Origin of the sequence: Argonema antarcticum A004/B2 (assembly GCF_023333585.1) — a bacterium.
Taxonomy (GTDB): Bacteria; Cyanobacteriota; Cyanobacteriia; order Cyanobacteriales; family Aerosakkonemataceae; genus Argonema; species Argonema antarcticum.
In genome coordinates this window covers 1-18,766 of the sequence record NZ_JAIQZN010000014.1, presented here as the reverse complement: position 1 = coordinate 18,766, position 18,766 = coordinate 1, and the positions used below count along the sequence as shown (strand labels likewise).

Annotated in this window: 16 protein-coding genes; 9 read left to right on the top strand and 7 right to left on the bottom strand. The window is 46.3% G+C overall.

What is annotated here, in order from left to right; all coding sequences use genetic code 11:
- Window positions 1–72 precede the first annotated feature (72 nt).
- The 4 genes from LAY57_RS08635 to LAY57_RS08620 form a co-directional block, all read right to left on the bottom strand.
- Complete coding sequence (locus tag LAY57_RS08635; protein ID WP_249066004.1) at window positions 73–1,257, bottom strand: glycosyltransferase; 1,185 nt, start codon at window positions 1,255–1,257, stop codon at window positions 73–75.
- Between the two features lie 49 nt (window positions 1,258–1,306).
- The gene (locus LAY57_RS08630; RefSeq protein WP_249066003.1) at window positions 1,307–2,305 is read right to left on the bottom strand and encodes a GDP-mannose 4,6-dehydratase; all 999 of its coding nucleotides are present in this window, start codon (window positions 2,303–2,305) and stop codon (window positions 1,307–1,309) included.
- A 40-nt stretch (window positions 2,306–2,345) separates the two neighbouring features.
- Window positions 2,346–2,720 (bottom strand): four helix bundle protein, encoded by a 375-nt coding sequence (locus tag LAY57_RS08625; RefSeq protein ID WP_249066002.1) that lies wholly within the window; start codon window positions 2,718–2,720, stop codon window positions 2,346–2,348.
- Window positions 2,721–2,837: 117 nt separating this feature from the next.
- A complete protein-coding gene (locus LAY57_RS08620; protein ID WP_249066001.1) occupies window positions 2,838–4,454 on the bottom strand; it encodes a serine/threonine-protein kinase in 1,617 nt (538 codons plus the stop codon).
- Window positions 4,455–4,851: 397 nt separating this feature from the next.
- Between LAY57_RS08620 and pheT the strand changes: the two genes are divergently transcribed.
- Both pheT and LAY57_RS08610 read left to right on the top strand, forming a co-directional pair.
- Window positions 4,852–7,293: a phenylalanine--tRNA ligase subunit beta gene (gene pheT, locus LAY57_RS08615; RefSeq protein ID WP_249066000.1), complete on the top strand. Its 2,442-nt coding sequence runs from the start codon at window positions 4,852–4,854 to the stop codon at window positions 7,291–7,293.
- A 238-nt stretch (window positions 7,294–7,531) separates the two neighbouring features.
- Window positions 7,532–7,801, top strand: coding sequence for a YciI family protein (locus tag LAY57_RS08610; RefSeq protein WP_249065999.1), 270 nt, complete (start codon window positions 7,532–7,534; stop codon window positions 7,799–7,801).
- A gap of 83 nt (window positions 7,802–7,884) precedes the next feature.
- Here the strand turns inward: LAY57_RS08610 and LAY57_RS08605 are convergent, their stop codons facing one another.
- Window positions 7,885–9,603, bottom strand: a complete 1,719-nt coding sequence (locus tag LAY57_RS08605) for a sulfatase family protein (protein WP_249065998.1) — start codon at window positions 9,601–9,603, stop codon at window positions 7,885–7,887.
- 411 nt (window positions 9,604–10,014) lie between these two features.
- On the opposite strand from LAY57_RS08605, the gene LAY57_RS08600 reads away from it, so the two are divergent.
- From LAY57_RS08600 to LAY57_RS08585, 4 genes are all read left to right on the top strand, one after another.
- A complete protein-coding gene (locus tag LAY57_RS08600) occupies window positions 10,015–10,320 on the top strand; it encodes a small RNA NsiR4-regulated ssr1528 family protein (protein WP_249065997.1) in 306 nt (101 codons plus the stop codon).
- Entirely contained in the window at window positions 10,295–11,938 is a 1,644-nt protein-coding gene (gene ggt / locus LAY57_RS08595) for a gamma-glutamyltransferase (protein ID WP_249065996.1), read from the top strand. The genes LAY57_RS08600 and ggt overlap by 26 nt, the downstream gene beginning before the upstream one ends.
- Before the next feature lie 253 nt (window positions 11,939–12,191).
- Window positions 12,192–12,995: an SDR family NAD(P)-dependent oxidoreductase gene (locus LAY57_RS08590; RefSeq protein ID WP_249065995.1), complete on the top strand. Its 804-nt coding sequence runs from the start codon at window positions 12,192–12,194 to the stop codon at window positions 12,993–12,995.
- A 93-nt stretch (window positions 12,996–13,088) separates the two neighbouring features.
- A complete protein-coding gene (locus tag LAY57_RS08585) occupies window positions 13,089–13,652 on the top strand; it encodes a Uma2 family endonuclease (protein ID WP_249065994.1) in 564 nt (187 codons plus the stop codon).
- Between the two features lie 3 nt (window positions 13,653–13,655).
- On the opposite strand, the gene LAY57_RS08580 is transcribed toward LAY57_RS08585, so the two are convergent.
- Window positions 13,656–14,498, bottom strand: a complete 843-nt coding sequence (locus LAY57_RS08580; RefSeq protein WP_249065993.1) for a cobalt-precorrin-6A reductase — start codon at window positions 14,496–14,498, stop codon at window positions 13,656–13,658.
- Between the two features lie 23 nt (window positions 14,499–14,521).
- Complete coding sequence (locus tag LAY57_RS08575; protein ID WP_249065992.1) at window positions 14,522–14,710, bottom strand: hypothetical protein; 189 nt, start codon at window positions 14,708–14,710, stop codon at window positions 14,522–14,524.
- 254 nt (window positions 14,711–14,964) lie between these two features.
- On the opposite strand from LAY57_RS08575, the gene LAY57_RS08570 reads away from it, so the two are divergent.
- The 3 genes from LAY57_RS08570 to LAY57_RS36440 all read left to right on the top strand — a co-directional run bounded on the left by LAY57_RS08570 (window position 14,965) and on the right by LAY57_RS36440 (window position 18,467).
- On the top strand, window positions 14,965–17,505 hold the full coding sequence (locus tag LAY57_RS08570) for a mannose-1-phosphate guanyltransferase (protein ID WP_249065991.1): 2,541 nt from the start codon (window positions 14,965–14,967) through the stop codon (window positions 17,503–17,505).
- A 179-nt stretch (window positions 17,506–17,684) separates the two neighbouring features.
- Entirely contained in the window at window positions 17,685–18,266 is a 582-nt protein-coding gene (locus LAY57_RS08565) for a single-stranded DNA-binding protein (RefSeq protein WP_249065990.1), read from the top strand.
- A gap of 102 nt (window positions 18,267–18,368) precedes the next feature.
- On the top strand, window positions 18,369–18,467 hold the full coding sequence (locus tag LAY57_RS36440; protein WP_420839073.1) for a hypothetical protein: 99 nt from the start codon (window positions 18,369–18,371) through the stop codon (window positions 18,465–18,467).
- The last annotated feature ends 299 nt before the right edge of the window (window positions 18,468–18,766 follow it).

Sequence of the window (18,766 nt, the reverse complement as noted above, 5' to 3'; positions counted from 1 at the left end):
ATGCCCACCTTCGCAAGAGAGGATTTTGGATTGAAATAAAATCTACAATTCTCTCCCCTGTTCCCCTGGCCCCTAGCCCCTATTTTCTTTTGACTTTTGACTTTTGACTTTTGACTTTTCTAGCCCCTCCGTTCTAGTTTTCGCCAAAAGTTCTTTTAATTGCTGTACGAGAGCATCCCTGCCGAAGTGGGCGAGAGATTCCTGTCGCAGCCATTGGCTGTCACAGCGTTGGTCATCGCCTTTGAGGATTTCGATGCAAGCTGCGGCTACGGCTTCTGGATCGCGGTGGGGGACTCGCCAGCCCAAACGCCCGTCCTGCAAGGGGTCTGCTGACCCATCAGCGTCACCCGATAGTACGGGAACCCCACAAGCCATCGCCTCTAGGTAGACAATGCCAAATCCTTCTTGTGAGGGCATGATGTAGGCATCAGCAACGCGATAGTGTTCGACTAAATCTTCTGTGGGGACGAAACCGGCAAAGATGACGCGATCGCCAACACCCAAGTCTTGGGCTAACTGGGCTAAGCGAGGCCGATCGTCGCCGCGACCGATGACTAAATATTTGACATTTGGGAATACTTTTGCGATCGCGCTCAACGCCCGAATAGTTACATCCACACCCTTATAGATATCTCCAGACCACAGCCGCGCCACCGTCATCAAGACTTTAGCACCTTCAAGATCGTACCGCTCTACCAGCGCCGGAGGTTTAGGGCCAGGAGTAAAGGCATCGCCATCAACACAACAAGGTAGAAGTTTTACTTGCTGGCGATCGATCCCGTTCGAGTAGCAAAGCCTAGAGCTACTATAGCGGCTAATAGTCCAAATCCCAGCCGCGCACCTCAGAGCCCTTTGGTATGGTTGCGGTAGCGGCTCCCAGACCTCCTTACCGTAGGTCAAGATAGTGTAGGGAATATCAAACCGTTGGCATATAGTCCGCACCAGAGGAGCGAGATTGATGTGACCGCAGAAAACATGAGCCGGACGCTGACGCCACAAACAAGCAAGTAACGAAGCACTCAGCTTCATTCGCCCCAACATCGGGTGCAAACTTTTAAAATAATGAAATTTGAGGTTTTTGGACTCAAAGGGATTATCGCCGATCGGTTTATCCCGCAGTAGAAACACCTGGGCTAGTTCCGAATCTGGTAAAGCGAGATAAGCTCGCCAAATATCTTTAACGTAAGACTGAATACCACCTTCGCCCGCGAAAATTTCTAGAAAAACGAAGACGTAGCTGGTTTTGGTGTTAACCATCTTCTCCAAATTTTGATGAATTTTCACTTCCCCAACTCAAGCTTTTGGTTTATTTGGGTGTACTTAGGGCGGCAGGCGTGATAGTGCCATTTTCCAGTCGTTCCAAATCTTTCAACACCATTTTTTCAATGAGAGCCTCAAAGCTAACTTGAGGCTCCCATTTGAGGTTATTTTTGGCTTTGGCTCGATTTGCTACCAACTGAAAATGTTCATCGGCTCGGAATAACTTCGGCTCTACGATTACTCTTCGAGTCCAATCCAGTCCCACACACTCAAAAGCAGCAGCGACTAATTCCCGAACGCTATGCAGCTCGCCAGTCCCGATCGCATAATCTTCCGGTATATCCGCTTGCAACATCCGCCACATTGCTTCTACATAATCACCAGCATAACCCCAGTCGCGTTTTGCATCCAGATTGCCCATTTCAATCGTGTCACTCAACCCTAATTTAATTGCTGCTGCCGCCAAACATACTTTACGGGTGACAAATTGAGGAGGGCGTCGGGGCGATTCATGGTTGTATAAAATACCGCTACAAGCAAACAACCCGTAGCGTTGGCGGTGATGCACCATTGTCCAGTGAGCGTGCAATTTTGCCGCCGCATAAGGGTTCATGGGCCGAAAGGGGGTCTGTTCGTCTTGAGGCGATCGATCTACATCCCCAAACATCTCGGAACTGCTAGCTTGATAAAACCGCGTTGCCAGTCCTGCCTTGCGTACCGCCGCCAACAATCTCGTTGCCGTTCCAGTTATCAAGTCTAGCGTTCCCAACGGGTCATTCCACGAATCCGGTACGAAAGAAGGCGCTGCCAAATTGTAAATCTCTTGGGGCTGCGTTTGTTCGACCGCAACCTCAAGCGCCTCACTATCAGTCAGGTCTACAGCATAAACCTCAACCTGACTGGCGAGAGAACCCAGCTTTGCTATATTACTTTGACGCTGTGGTGGCAACAATCCCACAACGCGATAACCCTTTTCCAAGAGCAAGAGGCTGAGATAATAGCCGTCTTGACCTGTTATTCCTGTAATCAGTGCTGTCTTAATCATTAGTTATTAGTCATTTAGTCATTAGTCATTTAGTCATTAGTCATTTCTTGTCTGGAATGTTGCCAATTGATTTGAGGTATGCGTTCAATTGGGGCGATAAGTTATTAATCATTTGTTTGAGTGTATTTACTTGTTCAGCAGTTAATAGTTTTCTGTAATAATCCCTTCTTAACCAGTGTTGTGTTTCATTCAAAGAACCTCTCGCTATTTTCACAAAGCGTCGATTATCTTGGTAACTGCCTCTCCCCACTCCTTCCGCGATATTGGCAGCAATGCTATCTGCTGGACGGATAATCTGTTTACCTAAAGTATCTTTTGCCAACTGCTTCCATCCGTCAACAATTTCCCATATTTCGTCTGCTAATCGTTCTGCCAATTGATAAACCCGCAAATCCTGAAATCTCTTACTTGACATTTTATCTCCTTTACCCAATGACCAATGACCAATGACTAATAACTCATGACTAATGACCAATGACTAATGACCAATGACTAATGACTAATGACCAATGACTAATGACTAATGACCAATTCACCACAAACCTCTCTTACCGCTGGGTCGCACAGTCATCCAATTTGTCTTTGCCATAGCCAACTGCTCTTCTGTGATTCGGGCCCCCGTAAGATTGGCTCCACACAGATTCGCGCCCCGGAGATTAGCATTGCTCAGATGAGCGTAACTGAGGTCAGCCCCTCTCAGATCGGCCCCTTCTAAGTCGGCGTAGCTTAAATAAGCCCTGCCCAAGTTAGCATCCTTCAGGATTGCGTAATTTAAACTCGCCCGACCAAAATCGGCCTGAAACAAATTGGCTCCAACAAGATTTGTTTTGTTCAACCTAGCTTGGTGGAAAATAGCTTCCGATAAGTTAGTTTTTTGCAGATTCAGCAAGCTGAGATTTTGTTGTGCAAAATCCCGTCTGCCTTTGTTATAGGCCGATTGCACCTCTTGGGAATCTAGCTTGCGCGGCACCTTATTTTTATTTCCGTTAGAACCGCTGCTCTGTCCTACGTTACCACCAGTTCTACCCATACCGCTGCGACTTCCTGCTATGCCGGAGTTTATATCCGTTCCTTCTAGCCTGGTTCGCCTTGCCCGAATAGCCATTGCCGCACGCGAGACATTCGCCGACCCTGCCGAACCTCCTGAAGCACCTGCTGCCGAACCTCCTGAAATTGGCCCCAATCTGCTTGCAGGTGGCTGGGAGATACCAGTAGAGGGAGAGATCAGACCCTGAGCTAAGCTATCCATGTATGGCTCTAGCTCCAGGGCTCTGAGAACTTCATTAGAAGACTGATAACGATGCCGGACTGACACCTCCAGCATTTTCTTGAGGACTTCGACAAAATGCGGGCTGACGCGGATGTGTTTTTCCCAGAGCATCTCGCCTGTTGAGGGATTGTAGTCTAAGTCTTTGGGAGATTTTGCAGTGAGTAGATAAATGCAAGTGACGCCAGCGGCGTAGATATCGCTGGCGTAAACCGGGCGCATTGCCATTTGCTCTGGTGGGGCAAAACCAGGGGTGCCGATGGCATAAGCAGTCAAGGCAGTTTGCTCAGAAGCACTCGACCCTGTTGGGGTTACTTGGTTTTTAACGGCTCCAAAGTCAATCAGCACCAGTTTTTTGTCTTCTTGGCGGCGAATTAGGTTGGCAGGCTTGATGTCGCGGTGAATTACCTGCTGACCGTGGATGTAGTGCAACACCGGCAGCAGTTCGCTCAAGAATTGTTTGACGCCCTCTTCGCTAAATGGGCCGTTTTGTTTGACTTCCCGCTGTAGGGTTGAGCCGGAAACATACTCCTGAACCAAATAAAATTGTTGATTGTCTTCAAAGTAATCGAGCAGTCGCGGCACTTGGGGATGGTTGCCAATCTTACCCAGGGTTTTGGCCTCGCGCTCAAACAGCTCTCGCGCCATCTGGAAGACGTGGGGTGCTGTGGCCGTGGGGCGCAGTTGCTTGATCACGCAGCTGGGCTGACCGGGCAACAACTCGTCTACGGCTAAAAAAGTAGCCCCAAAACCACCTTGTCCCAGTGGTTTTGTGGAGCGATAGCGATCGCGTAGCCGCAGGTTGGTTCCACACGCCTGACAAATGTCGGTATGCTCCGGGTTTTCTGGATTGGGACAGGCTGGATTTAAGCAATAGCTCATTCAGCTTCACTCGCTTCAGGATTAATCAGCGGTCTTAGAGTGCCCTACTTTCATTATCTGGGCATAAATGAACAAATACAGTGGTATCTGTGGAAAAAATATTTTAAAGAGTTGATAAAGAAACACTAACAGTACTTAAAGTGTTCGTAAATATCCGAATATTTACTTACCATGAAATTGCCTAACCATTTAACTCACCTATACCTAGAATGCCCTAGCGAGCCTGGAAAGGTAACAAAGAGCCTTGGATCGGGGGGCAGAGGGGAGGGGGTAAGGGGGGCAGAGGTAAAAGAATCATTCTTTTGACTTTTGACTTTTGACTTTTGACTTTTGACTTTCCTAGCCCTAGCCCTTGATAAAATAGTCAGTCTGATATAGGTAAAGGCATCAAGAGCAAATGCGTATCTCTCTGAACTGGCTGCGGGAACTGGTCGATTTCACGATGACCCCAGAAGAGTTGGCTCATACCCTGACGATGGCTGGGTTTGAAGTGGAAGATATTGAAGATCGGCGCACTTGGGCTGATGGTGTGGTTGTCGGCAAAGTGCTTAGTTGTCAACCCCATCCCAATGCCGATAAGTTGAGAGTCTGCGAAGTGGATATCGGTGCGGCGGCACCTTTAAATATAGTCTGCGGAGCGGCGAATGTCCGGGCAGACCTGTATGTGCCAGTAGCTACTATCGGTACATATCTACCCATCATCGATCTGAAACTTCGACCTACAAAACTGCGGGGCATCCGCTCGGAGGGGATGATTTGTTCTCTAGCAGAACTCGGTCTGGCAAAAGAATCGGCTGGAATTCATAGTTTTGAAGCAGAAAACGTGGAATTAGGCTGGGATGTTCGGCCTCTGCTGGGTCTAGATGATGCGATTTTAGACATAACGGCAACCGCTAATCGAGCTGATGCTTTGAGTATAGTAGGTATAGCGCGGGAGGTAGCAGCGCTGACTGGGGCTACCTTGAAATTACCAGAAGCAGTTGAGGTATCAATTCCAGATCGAGGATCGGGCCTAAATCTGAAAATTCAGGAGCCTCAAGCTTGTCCTGCATACATTGGAACTACGATCGCACAAGTAAAAATTGGCCCTTCTCCCGATTGGTTACAACGACGTCTACAAGCATCTGGGGTTCGACCTATTAACAATGTAGTTGATATCACTAACTACATTCTATTGGAATGGGGTCAGCCACTGCACGCTTTCGATCGCGATCGCTTATTAGCCGTAGGAGGTAAAGATTCCCTGACTATTGGCGTCCGTTTCGCTAACGCAGGAGAATCTTTTAAAACTCTCGACAATCAAACCCGCACCCTCCAACCGCAAACTCTCCTGATTACAGCTAATGACAAACCAGTCGCCCTTGCTGGGGTCATGGGCGGTGAAGAAACCGAAGTCCACGACGAAACTCAAAATATCCTTTTGGAAGCCGCCCTGTTCGATATGATGGCCATTCGTCGTTCTGCCCGCAGTCAAGGTTTGCGGACTGAGGCTTCGGCCCGCTACGAACGGGGCGTTAATCAGGCAGAATTGGAAGTGGCCTGTCGCCGTGCTATAGGGATGATCTGCGAATTGGCAGGTGGCGTCGTGGTGGGGCAAGAAATGGCGGATGCTAGGCCAAATCAGTCGGCTTGGACGCGATCGATCGAACTGCGTCTCGATCGCGTAAACCAAGTTTTAGGCCCGGTAGACTTGGGAGAAGATGATATTGGGGAACTCCAAGCAGAGGAAATCCAACGTATCCTCACCGCTTTGGGATGTAAAGTTGTTCCCACGGCACAAGAGGGAGTCTTTTCGGTGACTGTACCGCCCTATCGCTATCGAGATTTAGAGCGGGAAATCGATTTAATAGAAGAAATTGCCCGTTTGTACGGTTACGACAATTTCTGCGACGATTTGCCAGAAGAGACAGAAGCAGGGTATCTTTCAGCTGACCAACTACTAACCCGAAAACTGCGAGAAGCTTTCCGGGGATCTGGATTGACTGAATTGGTGCATTACTCCCTGGTGAAACCGGAAGGCGATGCAAAAATTGTGCTTCGCAATCCTATGTTTGCCGAATATTCAGCTTTGCGGAAAGATATTATATCTGGGCTCATCGATGCTTTTCAATACAATCTGGAACAGGGCAATGGCCCGCTGAACGGGTTTGAAATTGGTCGGATCTTCTGGCAAGAAGAAGATGGGCTAATGGAAGCAGACTCCTTGGCTGGTATTATAGGAGGCGATCCTACACTCGGTCGCTGGAGTCGGTCTGGTCGGGAAGAACCGATGACTTGGTTTGAGGCGAAGGGTGTTCTAGAAAGTGTGTTTGGGCGATTAAATTTTCAAGTAGAATACCAACCAGACCGGCGCGATGAACGTCTGCATCCGGGACGCACGGCATCTTTGTGGGTGCAGGGCGATCGTTTGGGGACTTTTGGACAACTTCATCCCCAATTGCGAAAAGAACGGGATTTGCCTGATGCAGTCTACGTTTTCGAGCTGGATTTGGATGTGTTGCTAGATTATCTGGATCGGGATGAAAACTTTATTCCTACGTTCCACTCTTATTCCAATTTTCCCACATCCGATCGCGATATTGCTTTCTTTGCACCCTCTGCTGTTCATGTTGCGGAACTTGAACGGGTAATGGCTAAAGCTGCTGGTAATCTATTGGAGTCTGTGGAATTGTTTGATGAATATAAGGGTGAGAATGTCCCAGAAGGCCAACGCAGTCTGGCATTTCGGTTAGTATATAGAGCGAGCGATCGTACTCTCACCGACGAAGACATCGAACCCGTACATCAAAAAGTCCGCGAAGCCCTCGCCGAAAAGTTCAGCGTTAGTCTGAGAAGTTAATCGATTTTAGATTTTGGATTTTGGATTTTGGATTTTGGATTTAATACCAAATCCGGGTTAACCCCCTTGCCCCTGCCCCCTCTCCGCAACGGAGAGGTTCCACTATCCCCTTTTTCTTGAAGCCCGCGCAGGCGGGCTTTGTTTGTGTAGCCGCGACTTTAGTCGTCTAGGCAACCGGATTTGGTATAATCCAAAATCTAAAATCCAAAATCCAAAATCTAAAATCCAAAATCGCCCTATGCCTAAGTATGTATTGTGGGGAAGTTATTGCAGTGATGTCCTAGAAAAACGGACACCCTACCGTCAAGCTCATTTAGATGGACTTGCCGCTCAAAAAGAATCTGGTATCCTAATTACGATCGGCCCCACCAAAGATTTAACCAAAGTCTTCGGTATTTACGAAGCTACAGACGAAGCTACCGTCCGCCAGTTGATTGAAGCCGATCCATATTGGCAAAACGGTATTTGGACTGAGTACGAAGTACGCGAGTGGATTCAAGCAATTTGAAAATAGTAATGGGTAATCAGTTAATAATAATTATGATTACCCAAGCTCTAATCACTATTACAAAAGCCCAATTTGTATTAGCGCTAGTATCCAGATTCAGGATCGCCTGGGACGATTCGCATATCTTTTGCGTAGCGATCGTATATGGCCACCATCTTTTTCAACTGATCGGGATAAACCTCGGACAGATCGTTCAATTCTCTGGGGTCCATCCGAAGATTATAAAGTTTCCAGGTTCTATCCCCCCAGGGTGGATTTAGTTGCAGAATTTTCCAGTCTCCTAAAACCACAAACTTGTTGCTAGTACCGAAAACTTCTTGTACAATCGGTTCGGTCGGACTATATACCTGCGCTGATTTGCCTTCTAGGAAAGGACGTAGAGAACGCCCCTCTAAGGGAACAACGGGACGACCTTGGTAAGTATTTCCCGGAGGATTAACCCCTGCGTAATTTAGCACAGTGGGCACAATGTCTACTTCGCGGGTAAAGGCATCACTTTTGCGTCCCGACATCACGCCACCACCAGAATATGAAATGAATGCTGGTACGCGAACCCCGCCTTCAGAGTGCCTTGCTTTACTCCATAGTAAAGGTGTTGTTGATGGTTGCGCCCAATTTATACCTAAAGAAACGTAGGAGTTAACTCTTCCTATATTCTCATAGCTGTTGTTCATTCCTACCTTCTTAAACCATTCCTGGAACTCAGGAGAAGGAGATTCTTTGCCATTTGTTGTGTTTACAAAGTCTAGACCAGAACCACCATTGTCCGACAGAAAGACGAAGACTGTATTGTCATATTCACCAATCTGTTTTAAGTGGGTAACCAGTCTACCTATGTTATCGTCTAGAGCGTTTAGCATCCCCGCATAGATTGCCATTTTTTTAGAATTAAAGCGCCTCTCTTCGGGAGACAAACTATCCCAGGCGGGCACCATTGGCCATCTGGGTGGCAAGGATACGTAGTCGGGAATTAACCCCAGCTGCTTCTGGCGATTGAAGCGTTGTTCCCGCAACTTATCCCAGCCCATGTCATACTTGCCCATATACTTTTGGATATATTCGTCAGGCGCGTGTAAGGGGGCGTGAACCGCTTGGTAGGAAGTGTAAACAAAGAATGGTTTGCCGTCGCCGCGATTTTTATTGATGTATTCAATCGCTTTGTCGGTATAAGTCCGGGAAGAGTAGTGGTTAGCTGGCAAAGAGGTGACTCGTTTACCATTATCGAAAAATATCGATGTGGCGTTTGGTTCCTCTCCCACGAGATTAAAGTGACTGCCCCCACCTTGCATCAGCGCAAAGGATTGCTCAAAGCCTCGTTCGGAAGGACGATATCCTGGCTCTTCTCCCAAATGCCACTTACCTACCATATAGGTGTGGTAGCCCGCATCTTTCAAGAGTTGGGGTAGGGGGACAACTCGGTTGTTGAGATACCCTTCATATCCAGGCTGACCTTTCTGAGCCTGGGATTGTAATCCGTCCATAGTAGCTAACCCATTTTCGTGGTTGTCTACCCCGCTGATTAACATCGCACGGCTGGGCGAACAGGTTGGTGCGGTATGGAAGTTAGTTAACATCATCCCCGACTTGGCCAAAGCTTCTATATTCGGGGTTGGTACTTCACCTCCATACATAGGTAAATCGGCATACCCCAGGTCATCGGCTATTAAGAACACAATATTGGGGCGCTTGGTTCCTGCGTTGCTGGTTATGGCTTCTGAGCTTTTTTTCCAAGTTGAAATGCCGATGATGGTAAGGGCTGTGCAACTTGTTACGAAGACAAATTTTTGAAATTGTTGCTTCACAATCTATAAATCTCTTTGAGTTGGGAATACATACCGAAACTATACTTCTGTAAAATCGGATACAGTGCTTTTACAAAGACTTATCTCTTGTCACTATTTTTCAGCCAGAGTGCTTTTCCAGTTTGGGCCGGAAAAGCACTGTCTCCGATCGTCTGAAGTATAATCAACAAGAGTACACCAAAAGGAAGATTTATATTAACCTTGTGGACAAATATTTCCATTTACGGTATTTTACGGGTGCCATCACAAAAAGCGATCGCGAAGTTATTTTTATCAAAAAAACTATATTTCCTCTTGTATAACTAATATATTACTGTTAAGTTTTGTTGTGCCATTCAAGGCAGGTATCAGCCGAAATAGATATTTGTCCATCCTGGTAGAATAAAGTTGTGATCTTTATTGCAGGTTGCCATGTCCTCGGAAACAACATCAACTTCTCAAACAAGCATCGGTGCTGATGCGATCGATCTAGCTATAGCCCAAGGATTAGACTTTGACGGTTCCCCCATTCCCCCTGCCAAACTCGAACTTTACACAAAGGTGATGGGACTAGAAGCAGGACGGCAAAGAAGCGGTGTATCGAATACGATGCGATCGCGCATTGTTCGCATTGGCGCTAAGCACATTTCCCAGGCAGAACTCAACCAAATGCTAATAGACGCCGACTTTGCCCCTCTTAAAGAGAAAGAAATTGCCTTCTATTATAGTGGAAAGTAATCAGGAAAGCAACTACCCCCTCTTCCCCTCATCTCTTCTGGACTACCCCTATCCTTCAGGACGGCGGGTGATGATGGGACAGCGGGGTGCAGTGGCGACAAGTCAACCCCTAGCTACTTTGGCGGGGATGGAAATGCTCATGTCTGGGGGAAATGCGGTAGATGCGGCGGTAGCAATGGCGATCGCACTTACCGTAGTTGAACCCACCTCCAACGGCATTGGTGGCGACGCTTTTGCCTTAGTTTGGGATGAAAAATTGCACGGTTTAAATGCTTCTGGAAAAAGCCCCCAATCTCTTCCCGTGGAAGCATTTACTGGGATGAATAATGTGCCTGAAACCGGATGGTTACCAGTAACTGTTCCCGGTGCAGTTTCCGCTTGGCGAAAGTTGTGGGAACGTTGGGGAAAGTTACCTTTTGAGCAATTATTTGCACCAGCAATTAGATATGCCCAGGAAGGTTTCCCCGTATCGCCAGTAACGGCACAAGCTTGGAAAAGAGCCGAAAGAATATATTTACCTCTCACTCGGACTGAGTTTCAGCCTTTTAAAGAGGTATTTTTCCCTGGAAACCGCGCCCCAGAAGCGGGGGAAGTTTGGCGGAGCGAGCTGCATGGAAGGACGCTGAGAGCGATCGCATCCACTGGCGGCGAAACTTTTTATCAAGGAGAAATCGCCCAACAAATTGCTAACTTCGCTGCCGATACTGGTGGTTTCCTAACCATAGATGATTTTACCACACATCAACCAGAATGGGTAGAGCCAATTTGCACAGATTATCGCGGTTTAACAGTTTGGGAAATTCCCCCCAACGGACAAGGCATAGCCGCTTTAATAGCTCTCAATATATTAGAAGGTTTTGATATTGCCAAATATAAGCGCGAATCAATCGAAAGCTATCATCTGCAAATCGAAGCGATGAAACTGGCATTTGCCGACACCCATCGTTATATTGCCGACTCCCGCTTTATGGAAATGCCAGTTGAACATCTTTTAAATAAAGATTATGCAGCCGAACGTAGAAATCTAATTACCGAAAATGTTATTCCTCTTGCCGAACATGGTATACCCAAAGGTGGAACCGTCTATCTAGCAGCAGCAGATGGCGAATTGATGGTTTCTTTTATTCAATCCAACTATATGGGTTTTGGTAGTGGAATACTCGTTCCCAACACTGGAATTGCACTTCATAATCGAGGCGTGGGTTTCACCTTAGAAGAAGGACATCCCAACCAAATAGCAGGGGGAAAACGTCCTTTTCATACGATTATCCCTGGATTTCTCACCAAAGATGGCAAACCGTTAGGGCCATTTGGCGTCATGGGAGGGTCAATGCAACCCCAAGGACATCTACAAGTAATAGTAAATATGCTAGATTATGGGATGAATCCCCAAGCAGCTTTAGATGCTCCCAGATGGCATTTTGTATCTGGAAAAAGAGTACTTTTAGAGGAGGCAGTTTCTCATAATATAGCACAAGAACTTACCGAAAGAGGACATGAAATTCGAGTCAGTAAAGATGTGGGATTATTTGGTAAAGGTCAGATTATTTTTCGGCAAGGGAAAGTTTTCTTTGCAGCTTCCGAACCACGCGCTGATGGAATTGCGTTAGCATACTAATATTCCATCCAAACAATCATCACAGTGAAATAAAATTAAAATTATCTGTGTTAATCTGTGGATAAAAATTTTTAAATCGCAAATTATATTGTGTTTGGTTGTATTGTTAGCATAAGAGTGATATCGTCAAGTTGTCTGTTGTCATCGGTGGTTAATTTTTTACCACAGATGAAGAGAGATGAACACAGATGAACACAGATAAGAATTAAGAATACGAATTTTTTAGGTAACCGATGCGTAAGGACATGATATTATGGTTTCAACCGTTCTGATCACTGGTGCTTCTCAAGGAAGTGGCAAAGCAACAGCACTCTTATTTGCGCGTAATGGTTACGATGTTGTTCTAGCAGCGCGTCAACCAGATAGATTAGAAGCTGTAGCGCAGGAAATCCAAACCCTCGGTCGTTCTGCTTTGGCTATTTCAACCGATATGGGAGATTTTCAGCAAGTACAACACCTGGTAAATAAAGCGCTGCAAACTTTCGGAAATATCGATATTTTGATTAACAACGCAGGCATTTGTCTGACTGCGCCAATGGAGAAAACTTCTCTGAGTGATTGGCAGAAAATTATAGATACAAATTTCTGGGGATATGTGTACACCATTCAAGCTATTTTACCCCATTTCTTAGAGCGAAATACTGGAACTATTGTCAATGTCGGTTCTTTTGGTGGAAAAATGCCGCTGCTAAACATGACCGCCTATTGTGCTAGTAAATATGCAGTTACTGGGTTAACTGAATCTTTGCGTTTGGAATTATTTCCTAAAGGTATCCAAGTCTGTGCGGTTCATCCTGGAGTGATTAACAGTAATTTTATGGAACGCGCTATGTTTGGCGGTGGGGATGAATCGGAAACTGAGGCGCGTCGTCAGCAGATGAGTAAGTTGCTTGAATCATCTTGGGTGAGTAAACCAGAAGATATTGCCAATGCGATTTGGGATGCCGTTCAGAATAAACGGTCTGAAGTCGTGGTTGGGCAAACATTTTTGGCAACAGAAGCTTATCGGTTATTTCCAGGTTTGATGCAGTGGTTTATGAATCAAAATGTTAACTAGAATAATTGCAGATTGGAAGATTTAAAATAAAAGATAAAAATAACTTTTTCATCTGCAATCTTAAATCTCAAACTTGAAATCAAGGAGACAACGATGCTTTTAGATGTTCGCCTTTTCACAGCTAAAGAATATCATTTTATGGCTGAAGCTGGTATTCTTAACGCAGATGAAAGAGTTGAGTTACTAGCAGGACAGATAATCAAGATGCTAGCAAAAGGAACAGCTCATAGTGCAGCGACTACGCGCACAGAAAAACTACTGGAAAGCCGTTTAGAAAATCAGGCTTTAGTGCGAGTGCAAGAACCAGTTCAGTTAGATGATTACTCTGAACCAGAACCAGATATTGCGCTTGTTATTCCAGATCGGATGTATTATGAAGACCACCATCCAACTCCTTCAGAAGTTTATCTAATTATTGAGGTTGCAGATACAACTCTCAGTCGAGATCTCGAATTCAAAGCAGGTATTTACGCGAGGTCTGGGATTGCGGATTATTGGGTATTGGATGTTAATAATCGGCAACTGCATATATTTCGAGAACCGAGTCAGAATGGTTATCAAAGTGAGTTGATTTTATCAGATAGTGGGAGTGTTTCGCTTTTGGCGTTTCCTAATGTTATCATTACTGTTGGGGAAATGTTGCGACCTTTAAGCTGACCTTCAACTATATTTAAGACAAAACTCGATCGCTTCTGACAAATCGCTAGTAACTTTCGGATACTCAACCAGTGGCGGCTCGATTACCACCAAAGATACTCCTAATTCATCTGCCAATGTTCGCTTAATATCCTCGCCACCACTAGCACCAGAAGCTTTAGTTACTACCATCGAAATTTGCCAGTGACGCCATAAAGCGTTTTCCAAATCGGCAGAAATGGGCGGACGCATAGCAAACAATCGCTCTGGTGTAAACCCAGCGGTTATTGCTGCTTCGATCGAAATACTAGCAGGTAAAACCCTAGCAAATAAAGTCGATCGCTCTTGCCAAGGACGAAACAGAGGCAAAGCTTTATATCCCACAGTCAACAGCACTCGCTGTCCTTCCAGATATTCCCCAGCCACAAGAGTAGCAAAACTATCTAAGTGAATAATTTTTGGATTTTGGATTTTGGATTTTGGATTTTGGATTGATAAATCTCCTATGGCCCCCGCTTCCCCGCTCCCCCGCTCCAGGCGCGGACGTTCGTAGCGCAAGTAAGGAATTTGCAATTGGGTAGAAGCAGCGATCGCATTCTGAGAAATCTCCACTGCATAAGGGTGAGAAGCGTCCAGAACCGCCACAATTTTCTGTGCTTGCAAAAATCGCCCAATTTGAGCCGCGTCCATACGCCCCACCCAGACACGCAACAGAGGCACATCGGGATAGAGCGATCGCGCGGTTTCCGTAGCCACAGAAATCGTACAAGGCAGCTGGGCTTGCGCTAGAGCAGCCGCCAGTTGTACACTTTCGGTCGTTCCACCGATCAGCCACAATCGCCCACTAGATTCGGCTTGGTACTGCAACAGCCCACTCTACCAATAAAATGTTAACCCTTGAGAGCCTTAGTAAAGTTCTTACGAAACGACCTATTAACCAGCAAAACAGGCCACAACACCGACATCGAAAGTCGAGTAGGCAAACTGCGGTTGAAATTCGTCCTCTCAAACCCAGTCCAGAACTTCCAGACGCCCCCTACATAACCCACCAGCAATGCTATGACAACTAACTTAACCATAAAATCTCCTTCCAGCGGATACCCACTTAATTTCAATTATGGGCGCTCAGGCAGTTCTTGTCTTGCTTAGGACTTTTGACTTTTGACTTTTGACTTTTCCAGTCCCTAGTCGCGATCGAATCTTTAAGATTAAGGAGGGATAGCAGCAATTATACAGACGCCAGAACAGGTATTTTTACGATCGCTGCGACCACGAGAGAAGCCGAACGCCAAGAATTCGTGACGACCCTAAAAGAGAGCAAACAGGAGTAATTATGCGGGCAGTGCTGATGGCTGGCGGATCTGGAACTAGGCTAAGACCGCTGACTTGCGATCTCCCAAAACCAATGGTGCCGATCCTGAATCGACCGATCGCAGAACATATAATCAATTTACTCAAACGGCATCATATCAAAGAAGTGATTGCCACTCTGCACTACTTACCTGACGCCATTCGCGACTACTTCCACGACGGCAGTGACTTTGGCGTGCAGATGACCTATGCGGTCGAAGAAGACCAGCCCTTGGGTACAGCAGGCTGCGTCAAAAATATTGCCGAACTCTTAGATAGAACCTTTTTAGTTATTAGCGGCGACAGTATCACCGACTTCGACCTCAGCGCCGCCATACATTTTCACAAGCGGCGACAGTCAAAAGCCACGATAATTTTGACCCGCGTTCCCAATCCGATCGAATTTGGCGTCGTCATCACCGATGAAGAACACCGTATCAGCCGCTTTTTAGAAAAACCCTCCACCAGCGAAATTTTCTCCGATACCGTCAACACCGGCATTTATATCTTGGAACCAGAAGTCCTAGATTATCTGCCAGCAGGACAAGAAAGCGACTTTTCCAAAGACCTTTTTCCCCTGCTGCTAGACAAAGAGATACCCATGTATGGCTACATTGCCGAGGGCTACTGGTGCGATGTCGGTCATCTCGACGCTTATCGCGAAGCCCAATATGATGGCCTCTACCGCAAAGTAAAACTCGACTTTCCCTACGAAGAAAGGTCTGGTGGAGCCAGAAATAACCAAATTTGGATCGGCCAAAATACTGTCATCGACCCCACCGCCCAAATCGAAGCCCCCGCCATGATCGGCCACAACTGCCGCATTGGGCCGCGAGTGCAAATCGAAGCCGGAACCATCATTGGCGACAACGTTACCGTTGGCGCTGACGCCAACCTCAAACGCCCAATCATCTGGAATGGAGCCATTATAGGCGAAGAAGCACATCTAAGCGCCTGCACGATCGGCAGAGGCACCAGAGTAGACCGCCGCGCCCACGTCCTGGAAGCAGCCGTCGTCGGTTCCCTCTCCACCGTAGGAGAAGAAAGCCAGATCGGCCCTGGCGTCCGCGTTTGGCCCAGCAAACAAATTGAATCCGGTGCAACCTTAAACATCAACTTAATTTGGGGTCAAACCGCCCACCGCAATTTGTTCGGCCAGCGGGGCGTCTCTGGATTGGCTAACATCGATATCACCCCCGAATTTGCAGTCAAATTGGGCGCAGCTTACGGCTCCACCTTAAAACCCGGTTCCCAAGTCGCCGTCTCCCGCGACCAGCGGAGCATCTCCCGCATGGTTTCCCGTTCCTTAATTGCCGGTATGATGTCAGTGGGAATCAATATTAAGAACCTAGAAGCAACATCAATTCCCATTGCCCGCATAGTTATTCCTACCATCTCAGTTGCCGGTGGCATTCATATACGGATACATCCAGACCGAGCCGATCATATTTTGATAGAATTTTTGGATTTCAAAGGCATCAATATCTCTAAAGCACAAGAGAAAAAAATTGAGGGAGCTTATTTCAAAGAAGACTTGCGGCGAGCCCAAATTGACGAAATTGGCAATATGGCTTATCCCAGCCAAGTCATGGATATTTACAGCACCAGCTTTGAGAAACATCTCAACATAGAAGCCATTCGCTATAGCAATTCCAAAGTGGTAATTGACTATGTTTATGCCGTCTCAGGAGCTGTGCTGCCCCAACTATTAGCTAAGTTTGGTTGCGATGCCGTAGTCCTAAATGCCAGCCTCAATCAAACAGGAGTATCTACAACAGAACGAGAAGCTTTGCTGCATCAACTCGGTCATGTTGTGGAAGCACTCAAAGCTACCTTTGGCGTCCAGGTATCTGCAAACGGAGAACAAATGATTTTGGTAGATGAAGCTGGGATGCCAATTCGGGGCGAAATGTTAACCGCTTTGATGGTGGATATGATGCTTACGGCTAACCCCAGAAGCGCAGTGGTGGTGCCCGTTCATGCCTCCAGCGCTGTTGAACAAATTGCTCGTCGCCACGATGGCAGAGTTATTCGCACCAAAGCCAATCCCAGCGCTTTAATGGAAGCGAGTCAGAGTCATCCTAATGTGGTGCTGGGCGGCTCTGGAGAAATGGGTTTCATTTTCCCACAATTGAATCCGGGATTTGATGCCATGTTCTGCATTGCAAAACTCATTGAAATGCTAACTATCCAAGAGCGAAATCTCGCCTCCATTCGCGAATCCATACCCCGCGTCGCACACAAAACCTGCTCAGTTCGTTGCCCTTGGACAGTGAAAGGAGCTTTGATGCGCCATTTGGTAGAAACCCATCCAGCTGATAGCTTAGAGTTAATTGATGGCGTAAAGATTTGCAATCGATTCAATGACAGTTGGGTGTTAATTTTACCCGATGCGGGAGAACCGTTGGTACATATTTTCGCCAACAGTAGCGATCGCGAATGGGTGGATGAAACTTTGAGGGAATACCGCGCCCGTGTCCAAAACTTTGTTGACCAAGAACAGGGCGTGGAAGAAATTAAATAGTTTTAAGCTTGGTCATCGGTCATCAGTCATTGGTAACAAAATACTCAGTTCAGAAAAACTACTAATGACTAATGACTAATAGCGCAATTAGCGTAAAATAGAAATAGTGAGAAAGCTTGAAACCTTCAAGTTAGATCTCTATAACTCAAACCTCTACTCGCAAAACTCAACAACTATTTATGAATACCTTCATTGTGATGGCAGAAGTGATTCAAGACCCGCAACTGCGCTATACCTCGGATGAGCAAATACCTGTCGCTGAAATGCTCGTGCAGTTTCCAGCCCAACGAGAAGAAGATCCACCCAATACTCTCAAAGTAGTAGGATGGAGGAATCTGGCTCAGGAAATCCACGATCGCTGTCACAAAGGCACGCAGGTCGTAATTGAAGGTCGTCTGAGTATGATCACTGTAGAACGCAAACCCGAAGGCTTCAAAGATAAACGTGCTGAATTAACCGCACAAAGAATTCATTACCTTGGAGATAATTTTCAACCTGCTGCAACCAGCCAAAAAGCTGTCTCCCAAGCATCAACTCCTGGTAGAAATACCGCTAATTCTGTAGCTTCCGAGTCTTATCGTTCACCCGTTGCGACAGCAAATGTTTCGCCGGTTTCTAACAGTACCACCAACGTCGCTACTATTTCGCCAGTAGATGACGAGGAAGAATATCAAGAAGTAATGCCGAAGGTGAAGACAACGCCATATCAGAATCAACCCATGTCTGGAAATCAGCCGGATGTCGATGATATTCCCTTTTAGTTGATGTAGGGTGGGCAATGACAGGAAAGCTATAAAAACTTTCCTGTCTTTTTTTCAGGGAGTTTTCCCTGGCAAGAGAGCAAAAGAGTAAGAGACTTACCGATTAGTAACCGGTCAGTTTGGCTTTCCGTAAATCGGCGACAATTTAAATGTACTACTTGTGGCTCAAGAAGAAGGTATATCTTCTCAGGAATTAATTAATCTTTATTTGCAAGATTGTGTTAATTCTAATCGTAAATTATCTCTAAATTAGCCTATAACCCACATTCCGCACCCACAACTGTCACAATCGGAAATTACGGAGATAAAAAAGCAAAGCTGGCATAAAAAGAGACATCAACAATCAAAAAAGAGATTCAAGCCGCGATGAATCATCAAAAACGGCATAAAAACCTATTCTCAACAAGCAGCAATAAGCAGGAGATGCAGATAGATTGGCGTTAGATAAATGAATCAAGATATTAAATAGAGCGCTGATAAATTAACTTAATAAATCGGCG